Annotated in this window: 12 protein-coding genes; 5 read left to right on the forward strand and 7 right to left on the reverse strand. The window is 44.1% G+C overall.

Going from position 1 to position 18,648, the window contains the following annotated elements; translation table 11 throughout:
- Window positions 1-47: 47 nt before the first annotated feature.
- From FGM00_RS12695 to FGM00_RS12705, 3 genes are all read right to left on the reverse strand, one after another.
- The gene (locus tag FGM00_RS12695; protein WP_138853269.1) at window positions 48-1,169 is read right to left on the reverse strand and encodes an OmpA family protein; all 1,122 of its coding nucleotides are present in this window, start codon (window positions 1,167-1,169) and stop codon (window positions 48-50) included.
- Between the two features lie 255 nt (window positions 1,170-1,424).
- The gene (locus FGM00_RS12700; protein WP_138853270.1) at window positions 1,425-3,176 is read right to left on the reverse strand and encodes a TonB-dependent receptor; all 1,752 of its coding nucleotides are present in this window, start codon (window positions 3,174-3,176) and stop codon (window positions 1,425-1,427) included.
- A 78-nt stretch (window positions 3,177-3,254) separates the two neighbouring features.
- Window positions 3,255-6,275: a tetratricopeptide repeat protein gene (locus FGM00_RS12705; RefSeq protein ID WP_138853271.1), complete on the reverse strand. Its 3,021-nt coding sequence runs from the start codon at window positions 6,273-6,275 to the stop codon at window positions 3,255-3,257.
- A 461-nt stretch (window positions 6,276-6,736) separates the two neighbouring features.
- Here FGM00_RS12705 and FGM00_RS12710 point away from each other — a divergent pair, with 461 nt between their 5' ends.
- Window positions 6,737-7,420 (forward strand): cell division ATP-binding protein FtsE, encoded by a 684-nt coding sequence (locus FGM00_RS12710; RefSeq protein WP_138853272.1) that lies wholly within the window; start codon window positions 6,737-6,739, stop codon window positions 7,418-7,420.
- A 163-nt stretch (window positions 7,421-7,583) separates the two neighbouring features.
- Window positions 7,584-9,140: a tetratricopeptide repeat protein gene (locus FGM00_RS12715; protein WP_138853273.1), complete on the forward strand. Its 1,557-nt coding sequence runs from the start codon at window positions 7,584-7,586 to the stop codon at window positions 9,138-9,140.
- A 54-nt stretch (window positions 9,141-9,194) separates the two neighbouring features.
- Here the strand turns inward: FGM00_RS12715 and FGM00_RS12720 are convergent, their stop codons facing one another.
- Entirely contained in the window at window positions 9,195-11,819 is a 2,625-nt protein-coding gene (locus tag FGM00_RS12720) for an MGH1-like glycoside hydrolase domain-containing protein (RefSeq protein WP_138853274.1), read from the reverse strand.
- Window positions 11,820-12,129: 310 nt separating this feature from the next.
- Between FGM00_RS12720 and FGM00_RS20080 the strand changes: the two genes are divergently transcribed.
- The 3 genes from FGM00_RS20080 (at window position 12,130) to ppgK (ending at window position 14,794) form a co-directional block, all read left to right on the forward strand.
- Window positions 12,130-12,945, forward strand: a complete 816-nt coding sequence (locus tag FGM00_RS20080; RefSeq protein ID WP_138853275.1) for an NUDIX hydrolase — start codon at window positions 12,130-12,132, stop codon at window positions 12,943-12,945.
- A 108-nt stretch (window positions 12,946-13,053) separates the two neighbouring features.
- Window positions 13,054-13,743 carry a hypothetical protein gene (locus FGM00_RS12730; RefSeq protein WP_138853276.1) on the forward strand — a complete coding sequence of 230 codons (690 nt, stop codon included), beginning with the start codon at window positions 13,054-13,056 and terminating at the stop codon, window positions 13,741-13,743.
- 301 nt (window positions 13,744-14,044) lie between these two features.
- On the forward strand, window positions 14,045-14,794 hold the full coding sequence (ppgK, locus tag FGM00_RS12735; RefSeq protein WP_138853277.1) for a polyphosphate--glucose phosphotransferase: 750 nt from the start codon (window positions 14,045-14,047) through the stop codon (window positions 14,792-14,794).
- 307 nt (window positions 14,795-15,101) lie between these two features.
- Here the strand turns inward: ppgK and FGM00_RS12740 are convergent, their stop codons facing one another.
- From FGM00_RS12740 to FGM00_RS12750, 3 genes are all read right to left on the reverse strand, one after another.
- Window positions 15,102-16,001 (reverse strand): hypothetical protein, encoded by a 900-nt coding sequence (locus tag FGM00_RS12740; RefSeq protein ID WP_138853278.1) that lies wholly within the window; start codon window positions 15,999-16,001, stop codon window positions 15,102-15,104.
- Window positions 16,002-16,210: 209 nt separating this feature from the next.
- Window positions 16,211-18,010 carry a translational GTPase TypA gene (typA, locus tag FGM00_RS12745; protein ID WP_138853279.1) on the reverse strand — a complete coding sequence of 600 codons (1,800 nt, stop codon included), beginning with the start codon at window positions 18,008-18,010 and terminating at the stop codon, window positions 16,211-16,213.
- Between the two features lie 88 nt (window positions 18,011-18,098).
- Window positions 18,099-18,647, reverse strand: a complete 549-nt coding sequence (locus FGM00_RS12750; protein ID WP_138853280.1) for a hypothetical protein — start codon at window positions 18,645-18,647, stop codon at window positions 18,099-18,101.
- Between the last annotated feature and the right edge of the window lies 1 nt (window position 18,648).

Genomic DNA, 18,648 nt, shown 5'->3' on the forward strand with positions numbered 1-18,648 from the left:
GGACTAATGTTGACACGACCAACACCTGATTTGTCGGATTAACGGGGCTAATCCATATCGTCTTCATAGGTCGTTTGCGCGAGGCCGCTTAGTTCTCCGGAAATACCCCTTGTAACAATAAACTCGGCCCTTCTATTCTTCTGTTTTCCTGCCGTGGTTTGATTATCGGTAATGGGTTGTTCACCACCAAACCCGGCCCAACGAATCCTATCTTTCGGTAACCCAAGAGAAATGAGATACTGGGCAACGGCACGTGCCCGTTTCGACGAGAGATCTTTATTATATGCCTTTGAACCAACGTCATCGGTATGGGCTTGGATCGTGATAAAGAGTTTCTTGTCCTTTTTGAGTCCGGCATACACCAGTTCCAATTCTTTTTTCGAGGAATTGTTCAAGGCGTACACATCGTGCGCAAAAAGCACGTTTTCCAAAATATAGGTTTTGTTCAGTACGAATTCCTCGTAGGGATATTTCGCCTGATAGTCTTCAACGGTAACATTATCCAAATAATAATAGGCCGCGCCCTTTCCTCCTTCCAACGTTTTTATTTTCGACCGGGTGTTATCTTTAAAATTACCGATGGAGAGGTATTTTTCTGATCCTTCGGCAGTAAAAACCTTTTTAACGAGCATCCAGCTGGTCTTATCATCAAAATAACCCCAATCACGTACTTCTACGAAGTTATACTCATTATTCTTATTGTTGTCTTGATGCCGTGTCAAGGGCGTTTTGATATCTACCTTCATCTTCTTTTTAGTGAACAGTATACCAATGTCACGAATGGCCTGTTGAGACTTTTCAGCAAGACTGATGTAAAAACTTATCTCGTATTTTTTACCTCTTACCAGGGGCTTCGATAATTCGCCTTGTATGTATTCCCTATAATCATTGGGTGCACTGAGGTAAAGGCCGGCATATCCGCCACCGTACTCGGTAGCCTGCGACCCGTTGAAGTTCGTCGGGACGCCCAAGTTCGGACTGCATTTATTGAAATAATCGGTAGTACCTCCTGTTGGTCTTGACCAATAGGGTACATCCCGTTCTACATTATCCAATTCTTTCGGGCAACTATTAAAGTCCTCAAAACTTGGATTTCGCACCAGGTTTTGACCACAAACGGTAAACGGTATTGCCCATAATAGTAGGTAAAAAAGCGATTTTTTGACCATGCCCCTGTTTTTTGGTTGGTGTTCTCGCCAAAAATTTGGTATAGGTCTAACGCCCGTTCGTCGATCTTATTGTATTATTATCGACGCTACGGGGTGATTTTCAGCTTATTACTGGAACATGAAGCGGTTTGATTCAAACTGTGTAAGAATTATACTTCAATATTAAGAATTACCGCTGAGGAGTGACAAAGCCAGCTACTTTGAAAATCGGTTTAAATAATAGATCGCTGGGTGCTTACCGCAATCCTCGCATTTCTAGAAATCGAACTTGTACGTAGCTCCTCCCAAAATTTGCAGGCCTTGCACCGGAGTGTTGGCCCACTGCTGGTAATTGTTGTTCGCTATATTGGCCGCTTCGATAAAAATGGACAGCTGGTCGTTTAAACGATGCCCGATGTGGGCATTGGCATCAAAATAGGAATCGAGATTCACAATAGTTGCCGGAAAGGTCTGAGGGTCACCACTGGCATTGGCGATGGTCGCCACGTCTTGGCGCTCCCCAACGAAGAATAAGTTGGCGCCCATATACCACTTTTCCCCAATCTGATAATCCATAAAAACGGAAGCTTTCAATTCAGGGAGGTTCCAAGCGGGATTATCGGTTTCCGTGTTGTAATTGTAATATTCGCCATTGATGCCCAATGTGAAATTTCGATTTACATCTACGTTCAACTCGCCAAAAACTCCAAGGGTTTTTATATCGTCGTAAAATACTTCGAAAGAATTGCCGTAATTGTATCCCTTTTCATCGTCCCGAGATGCATTCTGGGGATTCAGTTTAAAGAGCGGTCTTCTGTTCTCGGCCGTATACGACCCCTTGATGTTATAACTTAAATTAGGCAATAGCTGACCGCGTAATCCCAAGTAAGCATCATATTGTGTGTCGGTGGGCGAAATGGTCAAGGTCGGTGATACATATGGATTTTCTTCGACGAAACCATAATAGGAGTTTTGTTTCAAATCGCCCTCGATACCCGCATAGGCAATCGCAAATTCGTCCATGACCCTATAGGAAGCCGTTACCGCAGGGTAAATATAAAAGTTGTTCTCGCTTCGTTCCCCATCCAACCCGTACACCAGATTTACCCCTAAGTTCAAGGCAAGATCGTCACGCAACATGGTCAAACTCGGATTGATGCCAACCTGCAATTGACTGTAGTCGATTCCCATATCATTAGTTGGAGCTGCCAAGGGCGCGTTTTCAAATTTCCCATTTACGTAATCTACTTTCAAATCGATATCCAAGCTCTCCTCCCCCAACTCGAAATTGAATCCAGGTTCGAAAATCACTCGATTTTCACCTGATTTTACGACATCCCAGAATCTACGGTACTGCAATTTGGCATTTTTAAAGTAGGAGTCGGCCACGTTGATGTGTCCGCCCGCTTCGGCCATAAAATAGTTCTGACGTTCATCGATTCCGTCGATTGTACTCTCGTCAAAAACATCCATAGGAAGTCCGTACCAGTTGTACAGTTGGTGTTGTGCACCGATATCGAAACCCCAATCGACATCCCGATCCCGATTTTTGTAATTCCCGTCCAAACGCGTGCGTGAAAAAATATTATCGAGCTGGGTATCCTCAATATCGCCCCTGGAGGAATTGTGTTCCAGACCTACGGTATAGCCCGACTCCCTATCCAATGTTCTGCTCGTATAGAATTTGGCGAGAATATTGGCCGGATTGCCCCCGCCCGCCGAGGCGTACGAATTGTACAGTTCCGGTGGTGGTATTTTTTTTACGGCTGATGCCTTGCCCTTGGCCGGAGTAAAGGTCGATGCCACGGGTACCGAAAAAATGTTGTAGGTTATCTCCTTTTTCTGAAGTACGATAGAGTCGTTCAGATTCGGGAACGATTTGATCTTAAACGCATCGGAAATCGTTGGCGAATAGGCCTTGGTTACCGTAACGGTCTCCGTACCCAAGTCATTTTCGTCTTCTTGACCGAAGGCGAAGCTCGTTATTCCGAACAGGGCTAGAAATAAAAAATTGATCTGTCTTTGCATAAGGTGTTCTTTTGTCCTAGTGAACCCATATAAACATTTCTTTACCTGAACGTTCAACGCGGTTCAATTGCTTGTGCTTTAATTTCCTGGGCGGATGGATGAATTGCTTTTTGCCTCTTTTGATTTGATGATCGCCAATTCAGCTTTGGCATCCGAAACGATTTCCGGATATTGGGCAAAATTGGTCGTTACGCTCTCCAGAATATAGGTTGCTTGGTACGCATCGCCTAAGGCATAATAGTTCTTGGCCATAATGACCAGTCCTTTACCACCCCACTTTTTGTAGGCAGCGTAGTCTTTAGCGAGTTTTTGAACGGCCGTATTCGAATTCTCATGATCTCCCGTCTGGTTCATAAAATAGGCGTTATAGTACAAGGCCTCGGCAGCGGTCTCTCCAGAAGCTATTTTCAGCACCTGCTCGTAAGCCTCTTCCGCTTTTGTAACATTTCCGGTGGCGATAGCGGATCGTGCGATCATAATCTGTGCATCGCTTTTGATGCGGTTATCGATACTTGGGGTGGCCAATACTTTTTCGGCATAGGCCAAGGTCTGATCGTAATTCTTTTGTTGGTAATAGCCCTTCATCAGGTTCGATTGGGCGAAGGTTTTATTTTGTTGTATATCGGCTTCGTTCTCCAATCGCTCCAAGTATGGCAATGCATCGCCATAGTTGTCATTTCCGATATAGATTTCGCAAACCCGTGCCAGGGACTGTTCGGCATATTCGCTGCCTCCCCTATCGGCAACAAATTTGTAGTGCGACAAAGCTTTTTCTTTTTGGCTTTTTCCAAAGTAGAGTTGTGCCAAAGTAAAATTGGCCTTTACAGCATGCGCTCCGTTGGGAAATTGCTCGATATATTTTTCGTATCCCCTGATAGCGGCCTCCTTTTTTCCGTCGAGGTTCTGCTTTTCCGCGGATTCGAAAGTGGCGTTGTCGAGTTCCGAATCGGTTACCTGTACAAAGTCCAGCTCTTCTACCCAAGCTGCATATTCATCTACGCGACCTAAATCAACATAAATCAATTTGGCCGTTGCGACCGCTTGCACAGCTTCTTGGGTGCGCGGGAAATCACGGACCACACTTTTGAACTTGCCCAAGGCTTGTTCATTTCTACTGGCGTTGTAATGTACCAAGCCTTGGCGCATAAGCGCTTGGGCCACTAACGGACTCTTACGGTGCTCCTGTATCAATCGGTCGTAAGTTTGCAATCCTCTTTGCTCCTGCCCTTGAGCAACATAGGTGTTTCCCAATTCGAACATGGCATCATCGTTCAAGGTCGATTGGGGATAGGCGCTTACGAATCGGTCCAACTCTTCCAATTTGGTATCCCTTTTGCCTACAAAACCGTAGCTCATCGCTTTTTGGTAGGCCGCGTAGTCTTTTTGCGGACCGCTGAGTGCCAGGGCCTTGTTGTAGGTTTCGATAGCTGGCCAATAGTCGCTAGTTACGAAATAGCTATCGCCCAATCGAAGGTAGCCATCATACAATTTTTGGGTTTCACTGGTTCCCGAATCGGTAAAATTGGTGAAATACGTAATTGCGTTGGGATAATCGCGTAGTTTAAAATAGGTATAGGCCAGGTTGTAATTCAAATCTTTATATTCCGCTGTGGATGCCGCCATAGGATTTTGTCTAAAGGCCGTAAAATTGTTCAGGGCGTCTTCAAAACGGTTTAGGAGATAATCCGATTCCCCTTTCCAATAATTGGCCCTTGCCTTAAAGAGAGCGTCCTCGGCACTGTCGAGCGATTTCTGAAACACCTCGGAGGCAGCTGCATAATCCCCATCTATAAACAACTCGAGTGCTCGGTAATACGCTACCTTTTGGTAGGTGGTCTTACTGGCAAAACCCCGATTTTTCTCCAGAAGCTCCATGGCACCTGCAAAATTCTTCGAAGTGATATAGGAATCGACCAACAATTCCTGCATTTCTTGCTGGTACTTGTCGTTCGGATACCGTTCCAAATAATTGGAAATTACTTGGGGAACAGGTTCATAGGCATTCCCCACTTCATAGCTCAAACGGGCATAGTTCAAGTAAGCATCTTTTTGTATTTCGGTTGAAAAGTCCATTTGGGATGCGTTGCGAAAGGCGTTCAGGGCTTCCTTTTTCTTGTCCAGTTTTAGATAGCATTCCGCTAAATGGTAATAGGCATTCTGCGAGACACTGTTCGTACCGCCGATAATCTTATTAAATTGCTGGATGGCGTTGGCGAAATCGCCTTGCTTGTAATAGCTGTATCCCAATAGATAATAATCCGTATTGCTCCATTTGCCCCTTCTACCGTTGTATTGCTCTAAATACGGAATGGCATTGTCATACTGCTTCAAATTGAAATAGCTTTCCCCAATAATCTTGTTGAGTTCCGATTTTTCGGTCCGGTCCGATTTGGGTATCTGTTTTTTCGCTAGTGCGATGGCTTCTTCGAACTTACCCAATTTAAAGTTCATATCAGCTTGGTAATAACTCAGTTTTTCCTCTAGAAGTTCCGGATCTGTAATTTCATCGAAACGCTCGTTGGCCCCTTCGTAATCGTCTTGTTGGTAGGCGATGTACCCTAAATAATATTTGGCCTGTGAGGCGTATACCTCTGAGGATGTTACTTTTTCTAAGTAACGCTCCGCTTCTGGCTTTTTGCCCGACGAGAACAAGGAATAGCCGTAATTGAAATTGAACTTGTCCATCTCTTTTCTCGAAAGAGCCTTTTGATCCACTTTGTTATACCATTTTAAGGCATAGGGATACTTACCGGTATTGAAGTAGTACTCGGCCACATCAGTAAAAGCGGAATTTCGTTTGGTGGATGTCGGATATTTTTCAACGAAGTCCTCCATTAAACGGTCGGCACCCAACTGGTTCAAGCGTACGGCGGCATTTGCTTCGTAATAAGCACTATTGGCCTTGGTCTCTAAGTTATCGGTGGTATTTTTTACGCGCTCGAAAATGGTCTGCGCAGCCTGGTATTGCTCATTGTTATACAGTGCAAGACCGTCTTGATACGCTTTGTCTTCGTGGGTGTAGATTTTTGTTTCCTGGGAAATCCCAAAGAAAACCATCCCCAAGAACAGGGGAAGTACGGTAATTATCTTTTTAATCATAGTGTTCTAACTATTTACTCGACAATAAAGATTTAAACGTAGTGAAGTTTACTTCGACAATTTAGTTTCTTTCACATCGAATGACCCAGAGCCATGCCCCGAGCTTGTTTACTAGTGTATATAACGTTGAATATTGTGGCAAAGTATTTTGTAACTAAAAAGTTCAAGTCCGACTTTCGCTTTTCGCTCGAAAGGATAGCGTTGAAAGCCATTGTGAATGGTATAATAACCTCTCCATTTTACTAGGTTTTTCATCAACACCTAAAAATACGTTCATTTAAGTAGGGTGCATTTTTTGCACTATATATCAACACAAAATAAAAAGATTTAAAGTCCTTGTAATTTGTTATCCGTTTGAACTTATTACTTTTATATCAACAATAGTGTTAGGAGGTACGAAGTGCGAGGTGTGAGGTGCCGCAACTATACTTAAAGAACTCCGAACATTCAGAAACGAATTGATGTCCACAACCATACTAGAATTGCAGGATGCTTCCATTTTTCAGAAAGACAGCCTGGTCTTACAAGATGTTAATCTGAAGATACAATCGGGCGAGTTCGTATTTTTGATCGGAAAGACCGGAAGTGGCAAGAGCAGTTTTATGAAGACACTTTACGGGGACATTCCACTTCAGAAGGGTGAAGGTAGTATTGTTGATTTCAATTTGAAAAAACTCCGGGAACGCGAAATTCCGTTTTTACGTAGGAAATTGGGAATCGTTTTTCAGGACTTCAAACTTCTTCCCGACCGCAATATCAATAACAATCTGCTATTTGTGCTCAAAGCTACGGGGTGGAGGGATACGGCGAAGATGAACTCAAAAATCGAGGACGTACTGCATAAAGTGGGTATGAAAACCAAGGGCTTTAAATTCCCTCATGAACTTTCCGGCGGCGAGCAGCAGCGTGTGGCCATTGCAAGGGCGCTGTTGAACGACCCGGAGCTGATCATTGCCGACGAGCCTACCGGAAATTTAGACCCGCAGACCAGTGTAGAGGTCATGCGCGTACTTCAGGACATCAACAAGGCAGGACGTACCATTCTTATGGCAACACACGATTATGCGCTGATCCTTAAATTTCCTTCCAAAACCCTAAAATGCGATGGGGGAAAGGTCTTTGAAGTGGTGCAACGGGCGGTTTAAATTTTTTCCTTCATTTACCCTTTTTTACGATCGTCTGATTCTTCCTTATCTATTTTGTCGAGATTAAGTGCATTTCATCATATTTAGCCATTTCAGTATACTAAAGGAAATCGTGTTGCGTTTGCCCTACTCAAATCTTAACTTATTTTACAATTTATTTATCATGAAAAAATCCCTCGTTTTATTTGCATTTATCGGTTGTGTCGCTACGACCAGCCTGTTTGCGCAAAGAGCCAATCTGGACCGTGAGTACTTTAAGGTATCTTACGTTGAACTACCTTCAAACCCTATTTTGGATGATGCCAAACGCACCTTTACCTCCAGCAACAGAAAAATCTTTTTGGAAGGTTTTTCCCGAGTTGCCGAAAACGGAACCCTTGACTTCCGTTTCGATTTTCACGGCACCAAAATCAGCGATGTCGATATCAAGAAAATCAAACATGAGAAAAAAGACAAGGAAGGTAACGTTACCTCAACTACCTATACCTACGACATTCATTGCGGTTATTCCTCAACGGGAACACTAAGCGTCAGCAACAGTGAGACCGGCGAGAACGAATCATATCCCTACTCGCAGAACGATGCATACTCCAAGACTGGATTCAGCAGTTATTCGAAAGCCAACAGCTACTACAACAACAATAGGTACAACATTCGTGATGAATACCGTACCAATCACCGTAACGCAATCGTACACCAAATCAACAACCGCATCAACAGAAAATACGGATACGTGCCCGTGACGAAAAAGAATTCCGAGCATTTTTGGATTATCGCCACGAAAAAACATCCAGAGCGTACAAAGCATGAAGAGGCTTATGAAGCGGTAAAGACCATTTTTGCAAAAATGGAATACGACCAGCCAATCGATGGCATCGCCACCGAGGTAAAGCCTTGGATCGACTATTTCAATGATGTCGCCACTCGCTTCCCGAATGACGATAAAAAGCATAAAAAGGTGCGCTATGCGAGCTATTACAATATCGCACAGATCTACATGTTTTTAGACAAGCCTGCCAAGGCCAAAGAGTACGCCGAAAAGCTTATCGCCAACGATTACGACAAGAAAGATGGCAAGCGATTTATTAAGGAAGCCGATGAATTGATCAATGATTTCGCGATAAACCAAATCAAGACCAGACACTTTGAGGTGGTTACCGAAGACCTTTCGAACGAGCCTGACGTACAGGAAGTGATCGTAGCGGATGCACCGATGGAAGAAACCGAAAAGGCCGTTGCCTTCTTGATTACCGCCGCGAACGATACTGTGCAAACCACGGTTTCGGTGGACGAATTGATGAAGATGAGCGCCAAGGCCAATCTTTTCGACAGGGACAACAATCCGACGGAAATCGCCGCCCAGGACAGTAAGAAAATTGTCTTGACGACCGGAGATACATTTGAAGTAGCCTCTTTTACTTCAGCCGTTGCTTCTGAAAGCGCAGCAGCACCTAAATTCGTAAAGACCGTCTATCAAGGTAGCAAGGTTAGCCTTTACGAGCATATGGGCAAAGAGTACGTCCTCAAATTCAACGATAGTGAAACGGGCATCTCTACCATGGGCAAGGATTTTGTTTTCGGTTTCAATCAAAAATTGGCCAGCTTTTGCACCGATTGCGATGCATTGAAGACCAAGGTTACCGCAAGTGAATTCAAGAACACCAAAGAAGGATTATTGGCCTTCAGTAAGGCGTTCGATGGTTGTGCTACCGGAAAATAAAACAACAACAAACCAATTTATAAAGCGGCTACTCTTTTAAAAGTAGCCGCTTTTTTATTGAATTTCCGAAATCAGATTGGCTACCAGAGCGGTCCAGCCCGTTTGGTGTGAAGCGCCCAATCCCCTTCCGGTATCGCCGTGAAAGTATTCGTAGAAAAGAATCAGTTCCTCGAAGTCCTTATTTTGGTACAATTCTTTGTGTTGCGCGTTTATGGGTCTGTTCCCATCCGCATCCCGTTCGAAAAGATCGATTAATTTCTCTCCCAGGCGTACGCTGATTTGCTTCAGATCTAGTTCGTTGCCACTACCCGTGGGAAAATCAAATCTCAAGGCATTGCCACAGTACCGATGGTATTCTAAAATGGCCTGAATGAACAGATAATTCAAGGGAAACCAGACAGGCCCACGCCAGTTCGAATTTCCACCAAAGAGCGAAACCGTAGACTCGGCCGGCTCATAATTGATGCTATAATCGATTCCCTCGATATTGATGTGATAAGGTCGCTCATGTACCTTAGATAGAGATCGAAGTCCATACGGGCTCAAAAACTCATTTTCGTCCAAAAGTGTTCTCATCAACACTTGTACCCTTTCTTTAGGTACCAAAGATAACAGCAGGTCTTCGCCTTCTGCAAAATCCTGCATAACCGGATATTTTAAGGTTCTGGTACGGTGTTTCTTAAACCACACCACGGCCGCCCTGAAATTCGGCAATTTTTTCAAGGTTGTTTCCTTTACGGTCAATACCGCTGCCAAGGATAACATCCCCGCAATCGAACGTACTTTTATCGGTACAAACTCGCCGCTTGGCAAAATTAATTTATCATAGAAAAAGCCTTGCTCATCGTCCCAGGTACCCGCATAATTTTGATCGATTTGATTGAGGGACTCTGCGATAAAGATAAAATGACCAAAATACTTAATGGCCATCTCTTCGTACACTTCGTCTTCCAGAGCAATTTCCAAGCTCATTTCCAACATGTTCAAACAATATAACGCCATCCAAGAGGTGCCGTCTACCTGTTCCAAAACCCCATCGCCGGGAATACCATTGCTCCGGTCGAAAACACCGATATTATCCAATCCTAAAAATCCGCCCTCAAATACGTTATTCTCGCTGCTATCCAATCGGTTTACCCACCATGTAAAATTCAGGGAAAGTTTATTGAACATCCGTTTAAGAAAATTCACGTCTCCCTTCCCCGTTCTCTTCTGATCTATCTGATAGATATTGATCGCGGCCCAGGCCTGAACCGGTGGGTTTACGTCGCTGAAAGACCATTCGTAGGCGGGAATTTGCCCGTTTGGCGCCATATACCACTCCTTTGTAAACAAGAGCAATTGTTCCTTGGCGAAAGCTGCATCAATGTAGGCAAATGTGGTACAATGAAACGCAGAATCCCACGCCGCATACCAAGGGTATTCCCAGGCATCCGGCATTGAAAGCACGTCATAGTTTCGTAAGGTCTTCCAGGAGCTATTTCTCCCATGCCAGCGTTCTTGTGGAGGTGGGCTATCCTCAAAATCGCCTTTTAGCCATTGTTCTACGTCATAATTATAGTATTGCTTCGTCCACAACAAACCTGCGAAAGCCTGCTTCTGTATTTTGTACTGTTCAGCCGTACATTTGGCGCCGATTTCTTTATAGAATGTTTCGCACTCCCCTTTCCGGGATTGAAAAATGGACTCAAATTTTTTCCCGAATGGGGCTTTAGGATTTTGATCGGTGAGGCGAAGTTGGAACGTTTTCGATGCACCGCCCTCTAACTCCATATGGTACAAGGGTGCGAATTTGGTACCTTCTTTTTTTTCCGTCGCCAAGCCATACTCATTCTTGATAACGGCATCGTGAAAGAGGTCTTTGCGAAAAGGATGGTCATTTTCCACCCCATAGACCGTCTGCATATTGGTTTCGTTTTCCGTAAAAAGAAGGCTATCGGCCTCGTCGAAAAACAGTCGATAGCCATCGACATAAGGGTGGTCTATTTTTACACAAGAAGCAGGATTTGAGGCATCTACTTTGATGAAAGGCTTTCGTGGCATCTTTTTAAAGCTCCAATGATTGCGCAAGGTCAGCGTCGGCAGCAGATGAAGCGAAGCTTTTTCCTTTCCCCTATTATGTACGGTAATGGTGATGAGCAAGTCGTTGGCATCGGCCTTAGCATATTCGGTAAAGACATCAAAATACTTGTTGTCTTGAAAAACGCCAGTATCAGGCAATTCAAATTCCAGATCATTACGACCGCGTTTCTGATTCTCTTCGAAAAGTTGACCGTACGGGAATTCGGCTTGTGGGTATTTGTACAAATGCCGCATGTAGGAATGCGTCGGGGTGCTGTCGAGATAGTAATACAATTCCTTTACGTCTTCTCCGTGATTGCCCTGCGGGCCGGTCAGACCGAACAAGCGCTCTTTTAGGATAGGGTCCTTACCATTCCAAAGCGCTATCCCGAAACAAAGGTTGCAATAGCGATCGGAGATACCGGCAATACCGTCCTCGCCCCATCTGTAGGTTCGGCTTCGTGCATGATCATGCGGAAAATAATTCCAGGCATCCCCATTGGCACTATAGTCTTCACGCACGGTGCCCCATTGTCGCTCACTTAAATACGGACCCCATTTGAGCCAATCTTTTTCTCCCTTATCCTTTTCTGCGATGCGCTTGTGTTCCTCGGTCATCTTTTTTTGTTTGAAGATAGCCAAAAATTACACTTTAACTTGTTATGCATACTTATAAGGTTCATTAAAATATATCGATTTTAAATCTTGCGCTATGCCCATTAGTTGAGTGGTACCCGACCCTACGCGACCGGACCTTGGTGGTCAACCATATAACAGAATTAAAAGTGAACGATTTTTGTGATGATGGGCCACAGCGATACAATTGTGGGCATTTCGTTAATTTATTTTTTTTTAAACCGTTTCTTTCCCATCGATTCGAATTTTAAGAGGTGTTCTTTTTATAACTTTAGAACTCCAAAAATGCGCTATGCTCATTAAGAAACAGGTCTACCAAGCCGACAGGCAAACGAAGCCATTGATCGGCGTCTTACTTTTTCTTATTTCCATCGTCTTGTTGCTGGTTACGGGGCCATTGGGTTTAATCTATGGGATATTCCACTCGCTTTTTACCGGGGGCTTTAGGGGTTTAGGTGCCTACCTTTTAAAAATCGCTATCTCCATTGATCAATTGGGCAATGTGATGATGCAGCATCTCCTGAATGTACTTTGGGTAAAAAAGGGAGGATATCAATTCGGGAATCGCGACGAGACCATTTCAAGTGCTTTGGGCCGTAACAAGCAGTTAAAGACCTTGACGGGTTTCGGTAAGGCCATCGACAAAATACTTGATTTACTAGACCCGGATCACTCGTTGAATTCCATCGATTTTTATATAGAACCATCGGAGCAAATTATAGACAAGCTCGCCTGGATCTATATTGAAAACGGCAAAATATTGAGTACGTTGAGCAAAGGAAAATCGACCTACTACATTCCCGGTGGCAAGCGGGAGGCCAACGAATCGGACGCGCATGCCCTATCCCGGGAAATCAAGGAAGAACTTAGTGTGGCACTGGAACTATCCTCCTTACATTTTATCGGAATTTTCGAGGCGCAAGCCGACGGTCATAAACCTGGAATATTGGTACGCATGACCTGCTATGCGGCCGAGTACACCGGGGAATTGCGAGCCGATTCAGAAATCGACAAGATTGTCTGGCTCGCATACACCGATCGGGAAAACGTGTCGCAGGTAGACCAATTGATTTTCGATTTTCTATATGAACAAGGCGTACTTTTATAGCCTATTCGATTTGGAATCTTGGCTAAAAAATAAAGAACGGCCTTATACTAAAAATAGCCCTATACATTGATAGCTATTCATTCACTTCAACTCCATAAAAAAAATACTATGAAATTTCACTATACGCTTCAACCGACAAAATTCGAAACCATCGGCGAATTACCGAACGCTTGGAGCAATGACCGCTATAAAGCCCTTTTGGATGTGATGGAATACGGTGATACCTCCGACCTTTCCCCTCAGGAACTCAAGGAAATGTGCCTGCTTTCCCTTTCCGATAATGAGCCGGACGAAGCAGCTAAAATCGTACTACAGTATATTTTCGAAAAACGACTGAATACCGGTCAAATCGATAACCTCTCCCATGAAATGATCGATGAGAAGGTGTGGGAAGAATATGCCGAACTGTCTATGCACGAAGAGTTGTTTAATGCGACCCAACTGCTCTATGAGGCCTACAATGGGAAATTCCCCCATCCGGAAGCCGTTCGCTATACCTTTCAAATTTCCTGTAAGGAACCCATGGGAATGCGCGTGTTCGAAAAAGAGGCTGAAACAGCTTTAATCCGACTCTTGGTTCAAGGCATGCCCGAGAATACGTTGATTCATCGCCTTTTTGATGAGCAGCTGGAAGGTGGGGATTTTGCCGATGCCAAAGACATTATCTGGCAGTTTAAAAAAGAAGCCACCGGCGATAAAGCGATGCGTTTTGAGTTGATATCCTCGACCTATTGGTTGCACGACCTCAAATATGCGGAGGACTTCGAGGCTATTCTAATTGATGAAGAGCAAGAATAACCATAGAAGAAATTTTTGCGAAGTACGATACCGCAACGCACAGAACGTCACTTTCAAAAAGCAATCAGCCACTACCGATCTTTTTCGTTAATTTGCACCTTATAAAAAATCTTAGAACAACTTTTCGCAGGCAGAAGACTTTTGTTAGCTTTTAGATTCGAATAGCAAATGATAGAAGAATCATTTTTTATTTTACCTTACCCGAGTCCAAGAAAATTTGGTCCCGACGGCTCCCAAAGAGAGGTGAATAGGAAGTTTCTTGGCGATGCCTTCGGAAAATAATATTTTTTAAACGACTTTAATGAACGTACTAGGAATTGATATTGGCGGCTCCGGAATGAAAGGGGCTTTGGTAGACGTAGAAACCGGTGAGATGGTAAGCGAGCGGTTTCGAATCCCAACACCCGAATCCAGAAAACCCAAAGCGATGGCCAAGGTAGTTGGAGAAATCGTGAAACAATTTGACTACAAAGGTCCGATAGGTGTCGGTTTTCCGACCGTTATTAAAAAAGGTATCTGTAAATCGCCTGGTAATTTGCATAAAAAATGGAAGGGAACCAATGTAAAAGAACTTTTCGTCGAAAGCACTGGTCAGCCCGTTACCGTAGTAAACGATGCCGATGCAGCGGGTTATGCCACAATAAACTACGGCATTGGCAAAGGTGAAGAAGGATTGGTGGTGATGATCACAATTGGTACCGGGTTAGGAAGCGGTGCGTTCCTGGATGGCGTGCTGATACCCAATTTCGAACTCGGGCAAATTCCCTATAAAAAATACGACAAAATAGAACTATGGGCGGCCGGTTCGGCCAAGGACCGCGAAGGACTTAGTTATAAAAAATGGGGAAAACGCTTTAATACGTTCTTGGAATACGTAGACCTCATCATAGCTCCGGACCTTATTATCCTAGGTGGTGGTGCTTCCAAGGATTTTGATGAATACAAAGACTGTATCAAAATAGATACTCCTGTAATCCCCGCCGAGCTGCGCAATCACGCTGGAATAATCGGGGCGGCCGTTGCCGCCATCAAAGACATACCGAAGGGGTAGACGATCTTACGCTTATGAGTGCCCAGGTTGAAAAGATGAAATCATTACGCTGTTGGATACAAGGTGAATGACTGAGGTTGATTGGGCTTTACAAAGTATTTGAAAGCGGGTAGCCATTTTCAATCTTGCCTAGGAGTGACATTTATGGAGTGAAATGTCTGTTTTACCATTAAAACCAGACAACCATTATCTCAAGTATTTATTGAAAATCCCGAATAGTTTTCGGAATATATCATATAATCACCTAAAAATTCTCGAATGTGATTACATTCGAGAATTTTTACTTTTATTACCAAGAAAAGAGGGATTATTCGATAATCTTAGCCCCTTCCGGTACCCCGAAGAAATCGTCTTCCAATTTTCCTTCGAAAGAAACATCGCTTATATCGATTTGGGTGATGTATTCCCCTGGCTCGCCTTTATCGGTCGTCCAATGGGTTTTGTATGCCGTTGGGAAAACAATCCCATCAACGGTACGGCTTCCGATGACCTCCATAAATTTTTCCGGTAAATGGCCGCCATCCTTAAAGTATTCCGGATAGGAAACGATATATCGTATCGCCTGCAGCAAATGCGTATCCGCATCAAAATGTAAAATATAATAATCGTCGGGGGCATCGCCAGTTCCCTTGTCGAAAGTTATTTTGACCAGGTCGTTCATTTTGTTTTTATAAGTCACTTGTGGCAAAAGTTCTAAATTAACTCCTTCGCCATCCAACACGAAAGGTTGTGCCAAAAAGTAGTACGGCGTCAAGGCCCAAAACTTGGTATCGTAAGCAAAGGCGGTGGAATCCTGAGCCTTTACCCAAGCGGTCTCGCCAGTCCATCCGAAATGTGCCGTGCTATCCGTTGCGCTGGTGTGCCGTGCTCTATTACTCCAGGTGTCTATGGTCTGATAACTATCCCTTTGCGTGCTACCATCCAAGGGTTTGTAATCGAAACGAAACGACAAAGCGCCGTTGGCATACCAGTTCTCCAAACCGCCATGGGCCTCCATTGCGTTCCAAATGATATTACCGGCATCCGTCGCCGCTAGTCGATTTTTTGCCTTCTTCACCCTGGTCGTTATCCATGCTTCTGGAACCATGGCATTGTTCGTGACCTCGGTCTCCTTTTTAGAATCGGTTTCCGGTTTTTTGGGCTGCTCCTTGCAGGCGTAAACCATAGTAAGCAGGCAGAGTGTAAGCAATTGAATTGCAATTTTCATAAAGGTTTCTTTTTAGTTCCTGGTTCCTTTGTCGCGACAAAGATAAATTCATTGCATTAAAAGAGGGCATCTAAAAAGTATAACCTAGACGTCATTACGAGCAAAGCGAAGTAATCTGTCTGTCCATACCAAAGAGTTACAGATTGCTTCGTGCCTCGCAAAAACGGCTGAAATTACTTTTTAAATGCCCTCTCAAATATACGCTTTTTTTAAGCGATTTTATTTCGTTTGCGATCGACTTCCGTCAGATATATTTTTCGAAGGCGTAGGTGTTTTGGGGTTACCTCAACGTACTCATCCTTTTGAATATATTCCAACGCCTCTTCCAACGAGAATTTGATCGCCGGAACGATTTTGGCCTTGTCATCCGCTCCAGAAGAACGTACGTTCGAAAGCTTTTTGGTCTTGGTGATATTGACCGTCATGTCATCACCACGTGAATTCTCGCCAATAACCTGTCCCTCGTAAATATCCTCTCCCGGATCCACAAAGAACTTGCCACGATCCTGTAGCTTGTCAATTGAATAGGGAATCGCTTTTCCTTTTTCCATAGAAACCAAAGAACCATTCTGACGTTGTGGAATGTCGCCTTTCATCGGTTGGTATTCCAAAAAGCGGTGGGCCATAATCGCCTCACCCGCAGTAGCGGTCAAGAGTTGGTTCCGTAAGCCTATAATACCTCGTGAAGGAATCATGAACTCGCACAACATGCGGTCGCCTTTTGCTTCCATACTGGTCATTTCTCCTTTACGGATCGATACCATCTCAACGGCCTTCCCGGAAACGCTCTCCGGAAGGTCTATCGTCAAATGCTCGATCGGCTCACATTTGACACCATCTATTTCCTTGATGATGACCTGAGGTTGTCCGATTTGCAATTCGTATCCTTCGCGGCGCATGGTTTCGATCAACACCGAGAGGTGTAGTACGCCACGACCGAAAACCAAAAATTTGTCCGCACTATCCGTTTCATTCAAACGCAAGGCCAAGTTTTTTTCCAATTCCCGCTCCAAACGTTCCTTGATATGGCGTGAAGTCACGAATTTACCATCTTGCCCAAAAAACGGACTATCATTAATAGTAAACAACATACTCATAGTCGGCTCATCGATGGCAATGGTTTTTAAGCCTTCAGGGTTTTCCAAATCAGCGACGGTATCCCCAATCTCAAAACCTTCAACACCTACCAAGGCGCAAATATCTCCAGTAACTACCTCTTGAACTTTTTTACGTCCTAGTCCTTCAAAAACAAAAAGCTCCTTGATTTTGGACTTTACGATACTCCCATCCCTTTTTACCAAAGCAATTTGTTGGCCTTCTTTTAAAGAGCCTCTTGTTAATCTCCCGATGGCGATCCTTCCGGTAAAAGAGGAGAAATCTAAAGAGGTAATCAACATTTGCGTATTGCCTTCTTCTGGTTCAAAAGTCGGGATATGCTCGATAACCATATCCAACAAGGGCTCGATATTCTCGGTTTCGTTCGCCCAGTCATCACTCATCCAGTTGTTCTTTGCAGAACCATAAACGGTAGGAAAATCCAATTGCCATTCCTCGGCGCCCAATTCGAACATCAAATCGAACACTTTCTCATGTACTTCCTCAGGAGTACAGTTCTCTTTGTCCACTTTATTGATGACCACACAGGGCTTCAAACCAAGGTCGATCGCCTTTTGCAATACAAATCGGGTCTGTGGCATGGGACCTTCGAAAGCATCTACCAAAAGTAGCACGCCATCGGCCATGTTCAATACCCGCTCGACTTCGCCGCCAAAATCGGCGTGACCCGGCGTATCTATAATATTTATTTTCGTGTCTTTGTAGACCACCGAAACATTTTTGGATGTAATGGTAATCCCGCGTTCACGTTCCAGATCATTATTATCCAAAATCAAATCCCCTGTATTTTGATTCTCGCGAAAAAGCTGACAGTGGTACATGATCTTGTCGACCAAGGTAGTTTTACCGTGGTCAACGTGGGCAATAATGGCAATGTTCTTAGTAACTGGCATAATCTTGTTTTGAGCGTGCAAAGATACTGCTAATTTCTACGCATCACGATAAACTTATGTTATTTTTAGAGTATTGATTTAGAGGGAGTTAATTTGAGCGTTTCTTTCGAATTACCCAACCAAGCTTTGCGGCCAGAAAAATGGAAAGTCCTTGATCGAAATCATCTTTGTAATACGCGGGACCGGCCTCCAATCTGAATTGAAATCCCTTGGGAGCGGTTCTTTGTAGACCGTAGACCACTCCTATCCCGCCCGCTACATTATAAGCAAGGTCTAAATTGCCGAATAACGCCCTGCCCGATTGAAAGGCAAGTGTCGGTGCCAAGTAGTTCCCGGTATTTCCAGAAATACGTTTTCCCTTTCTCAACCGACGGTCAAAATTGTAATAGTGGCGATATTGAAATCTCCCTATGGGGTAAACCCCGTAACCCTCTTCAAAAAATACAGATTCCCGATAAGCAAAACCAAAGGTAAGTTCGGCCGTAAGGGTAGCGTTATCGGAAATTCCGGCCTCATAAACGACTCCCGGCAACAGGGCGTTTACTGTAAATTGGTGCTGTTCAACATTTTTATCGGATTGTGCAAATGCTACAGCGCACGAAAATAGAAACAGCGAAATAAGCGATTGTTTTTTCATG

It is taken from the genome of Aggregatimonas sangjinii, assembly GCF_005943945.1.
GTDB lineage: Bacteria > Bacteroidota > Bacteroidia > Flavobacteriales > Flavobacteriaceae > Pelagihabitans > Pelagihabitans sangjinii.

What these genes read in the sequence shown, in the direction of transcription:
- FGM00_RS12710 (WP_138853272.1), top strand. Translation starts at nt 6,737, where the DNA reads ATGTCCACAACCATACTAGAATTGCAGGATGCTTCCATTTTTCAGAAA.
- FGM00_RS20080 (WP_138853275.1), top strand. Translation starts at nt 12,130, where the DNA reads ATGCTCATTAAGAAACAGGTCTACCAAGCCGACAGGCAAACGAAGCCA.
- FGM00_RS12730 (WP_138853276.1), top strand. Translation starts at nt 13,054, where the DNA reads ATGAAATTTCACTATACGCTTCAACCGACAAAATTCGAAACCATCGGC.
- FGM00_RS12720 (WP_138853274.1), bottom strand. Translation starts at nt 11,819, where the DNA reads ATGACCGAGGAACACAAGCGCATCGCAGAAAAGGATAAGGGAGAAAAA.
- FGM00_RS12695 (WP_138853269.1), bottom strand. Translation starts at nt 1,169, where the DNA reads ATGGTCAAAAAATCGCTTTTTTACCTACTATTATGGGCAATACCGTTT.
- typA (WP_138853279.1), bottom strand. Translation starts at nt 18,010, where the DNA reads ATGCCAGTTACTAAGAACATTGCCATTATTGCCCACGTTGACCACGGT.
- FGM00_RS12750 (WP_138853280.1), bottom strand. Translation starts at nt 18,647, where the DNA reads ATGAAAAAACAATCGCTTATTTCGCTGTTTCTATTTTCGTGCGCTGTA.
- FGM00_RS12715 (WP_138853273.1), top strand. Translation starts at nt 7,584, where the DNA reads ATGAAAAAATCCCTCGTTTTATTTGCATTTATCGGTTGTGTCGCTACG.
- FGM00_RS12700 (WP_138853270.1), bottom strand. Translation starts at nt 3,176, where the DNA reads ATGCAAAGACAGATCAATTTTTTATTTCTAGCCCTGTTCGGAATAACG.
- ppgK (WP_138853277.1), top strand. Translation starts at nt 14,045, where the DNA reads ATGAACGTACTAGGAATTGATATTGGCGGCTCCGGAATGAAAGGGGCT.
- FGM00_RS12740 (WP_138853278.1), bottom strand. Translation starts at nt 16,001, where the DNA reads ATGAAAATTGCAATTCAATTGCTTACACTCTGCCTGCTTACTATGGTT.
- FGM00_RS12705 (WP_138853271.1), bottom strand. Translation starts at nt 6,275, where the DNA reads ATGATTAAAAAGATAATTACCGTACTTCCCCTGTTCTTGGGGATGGTT.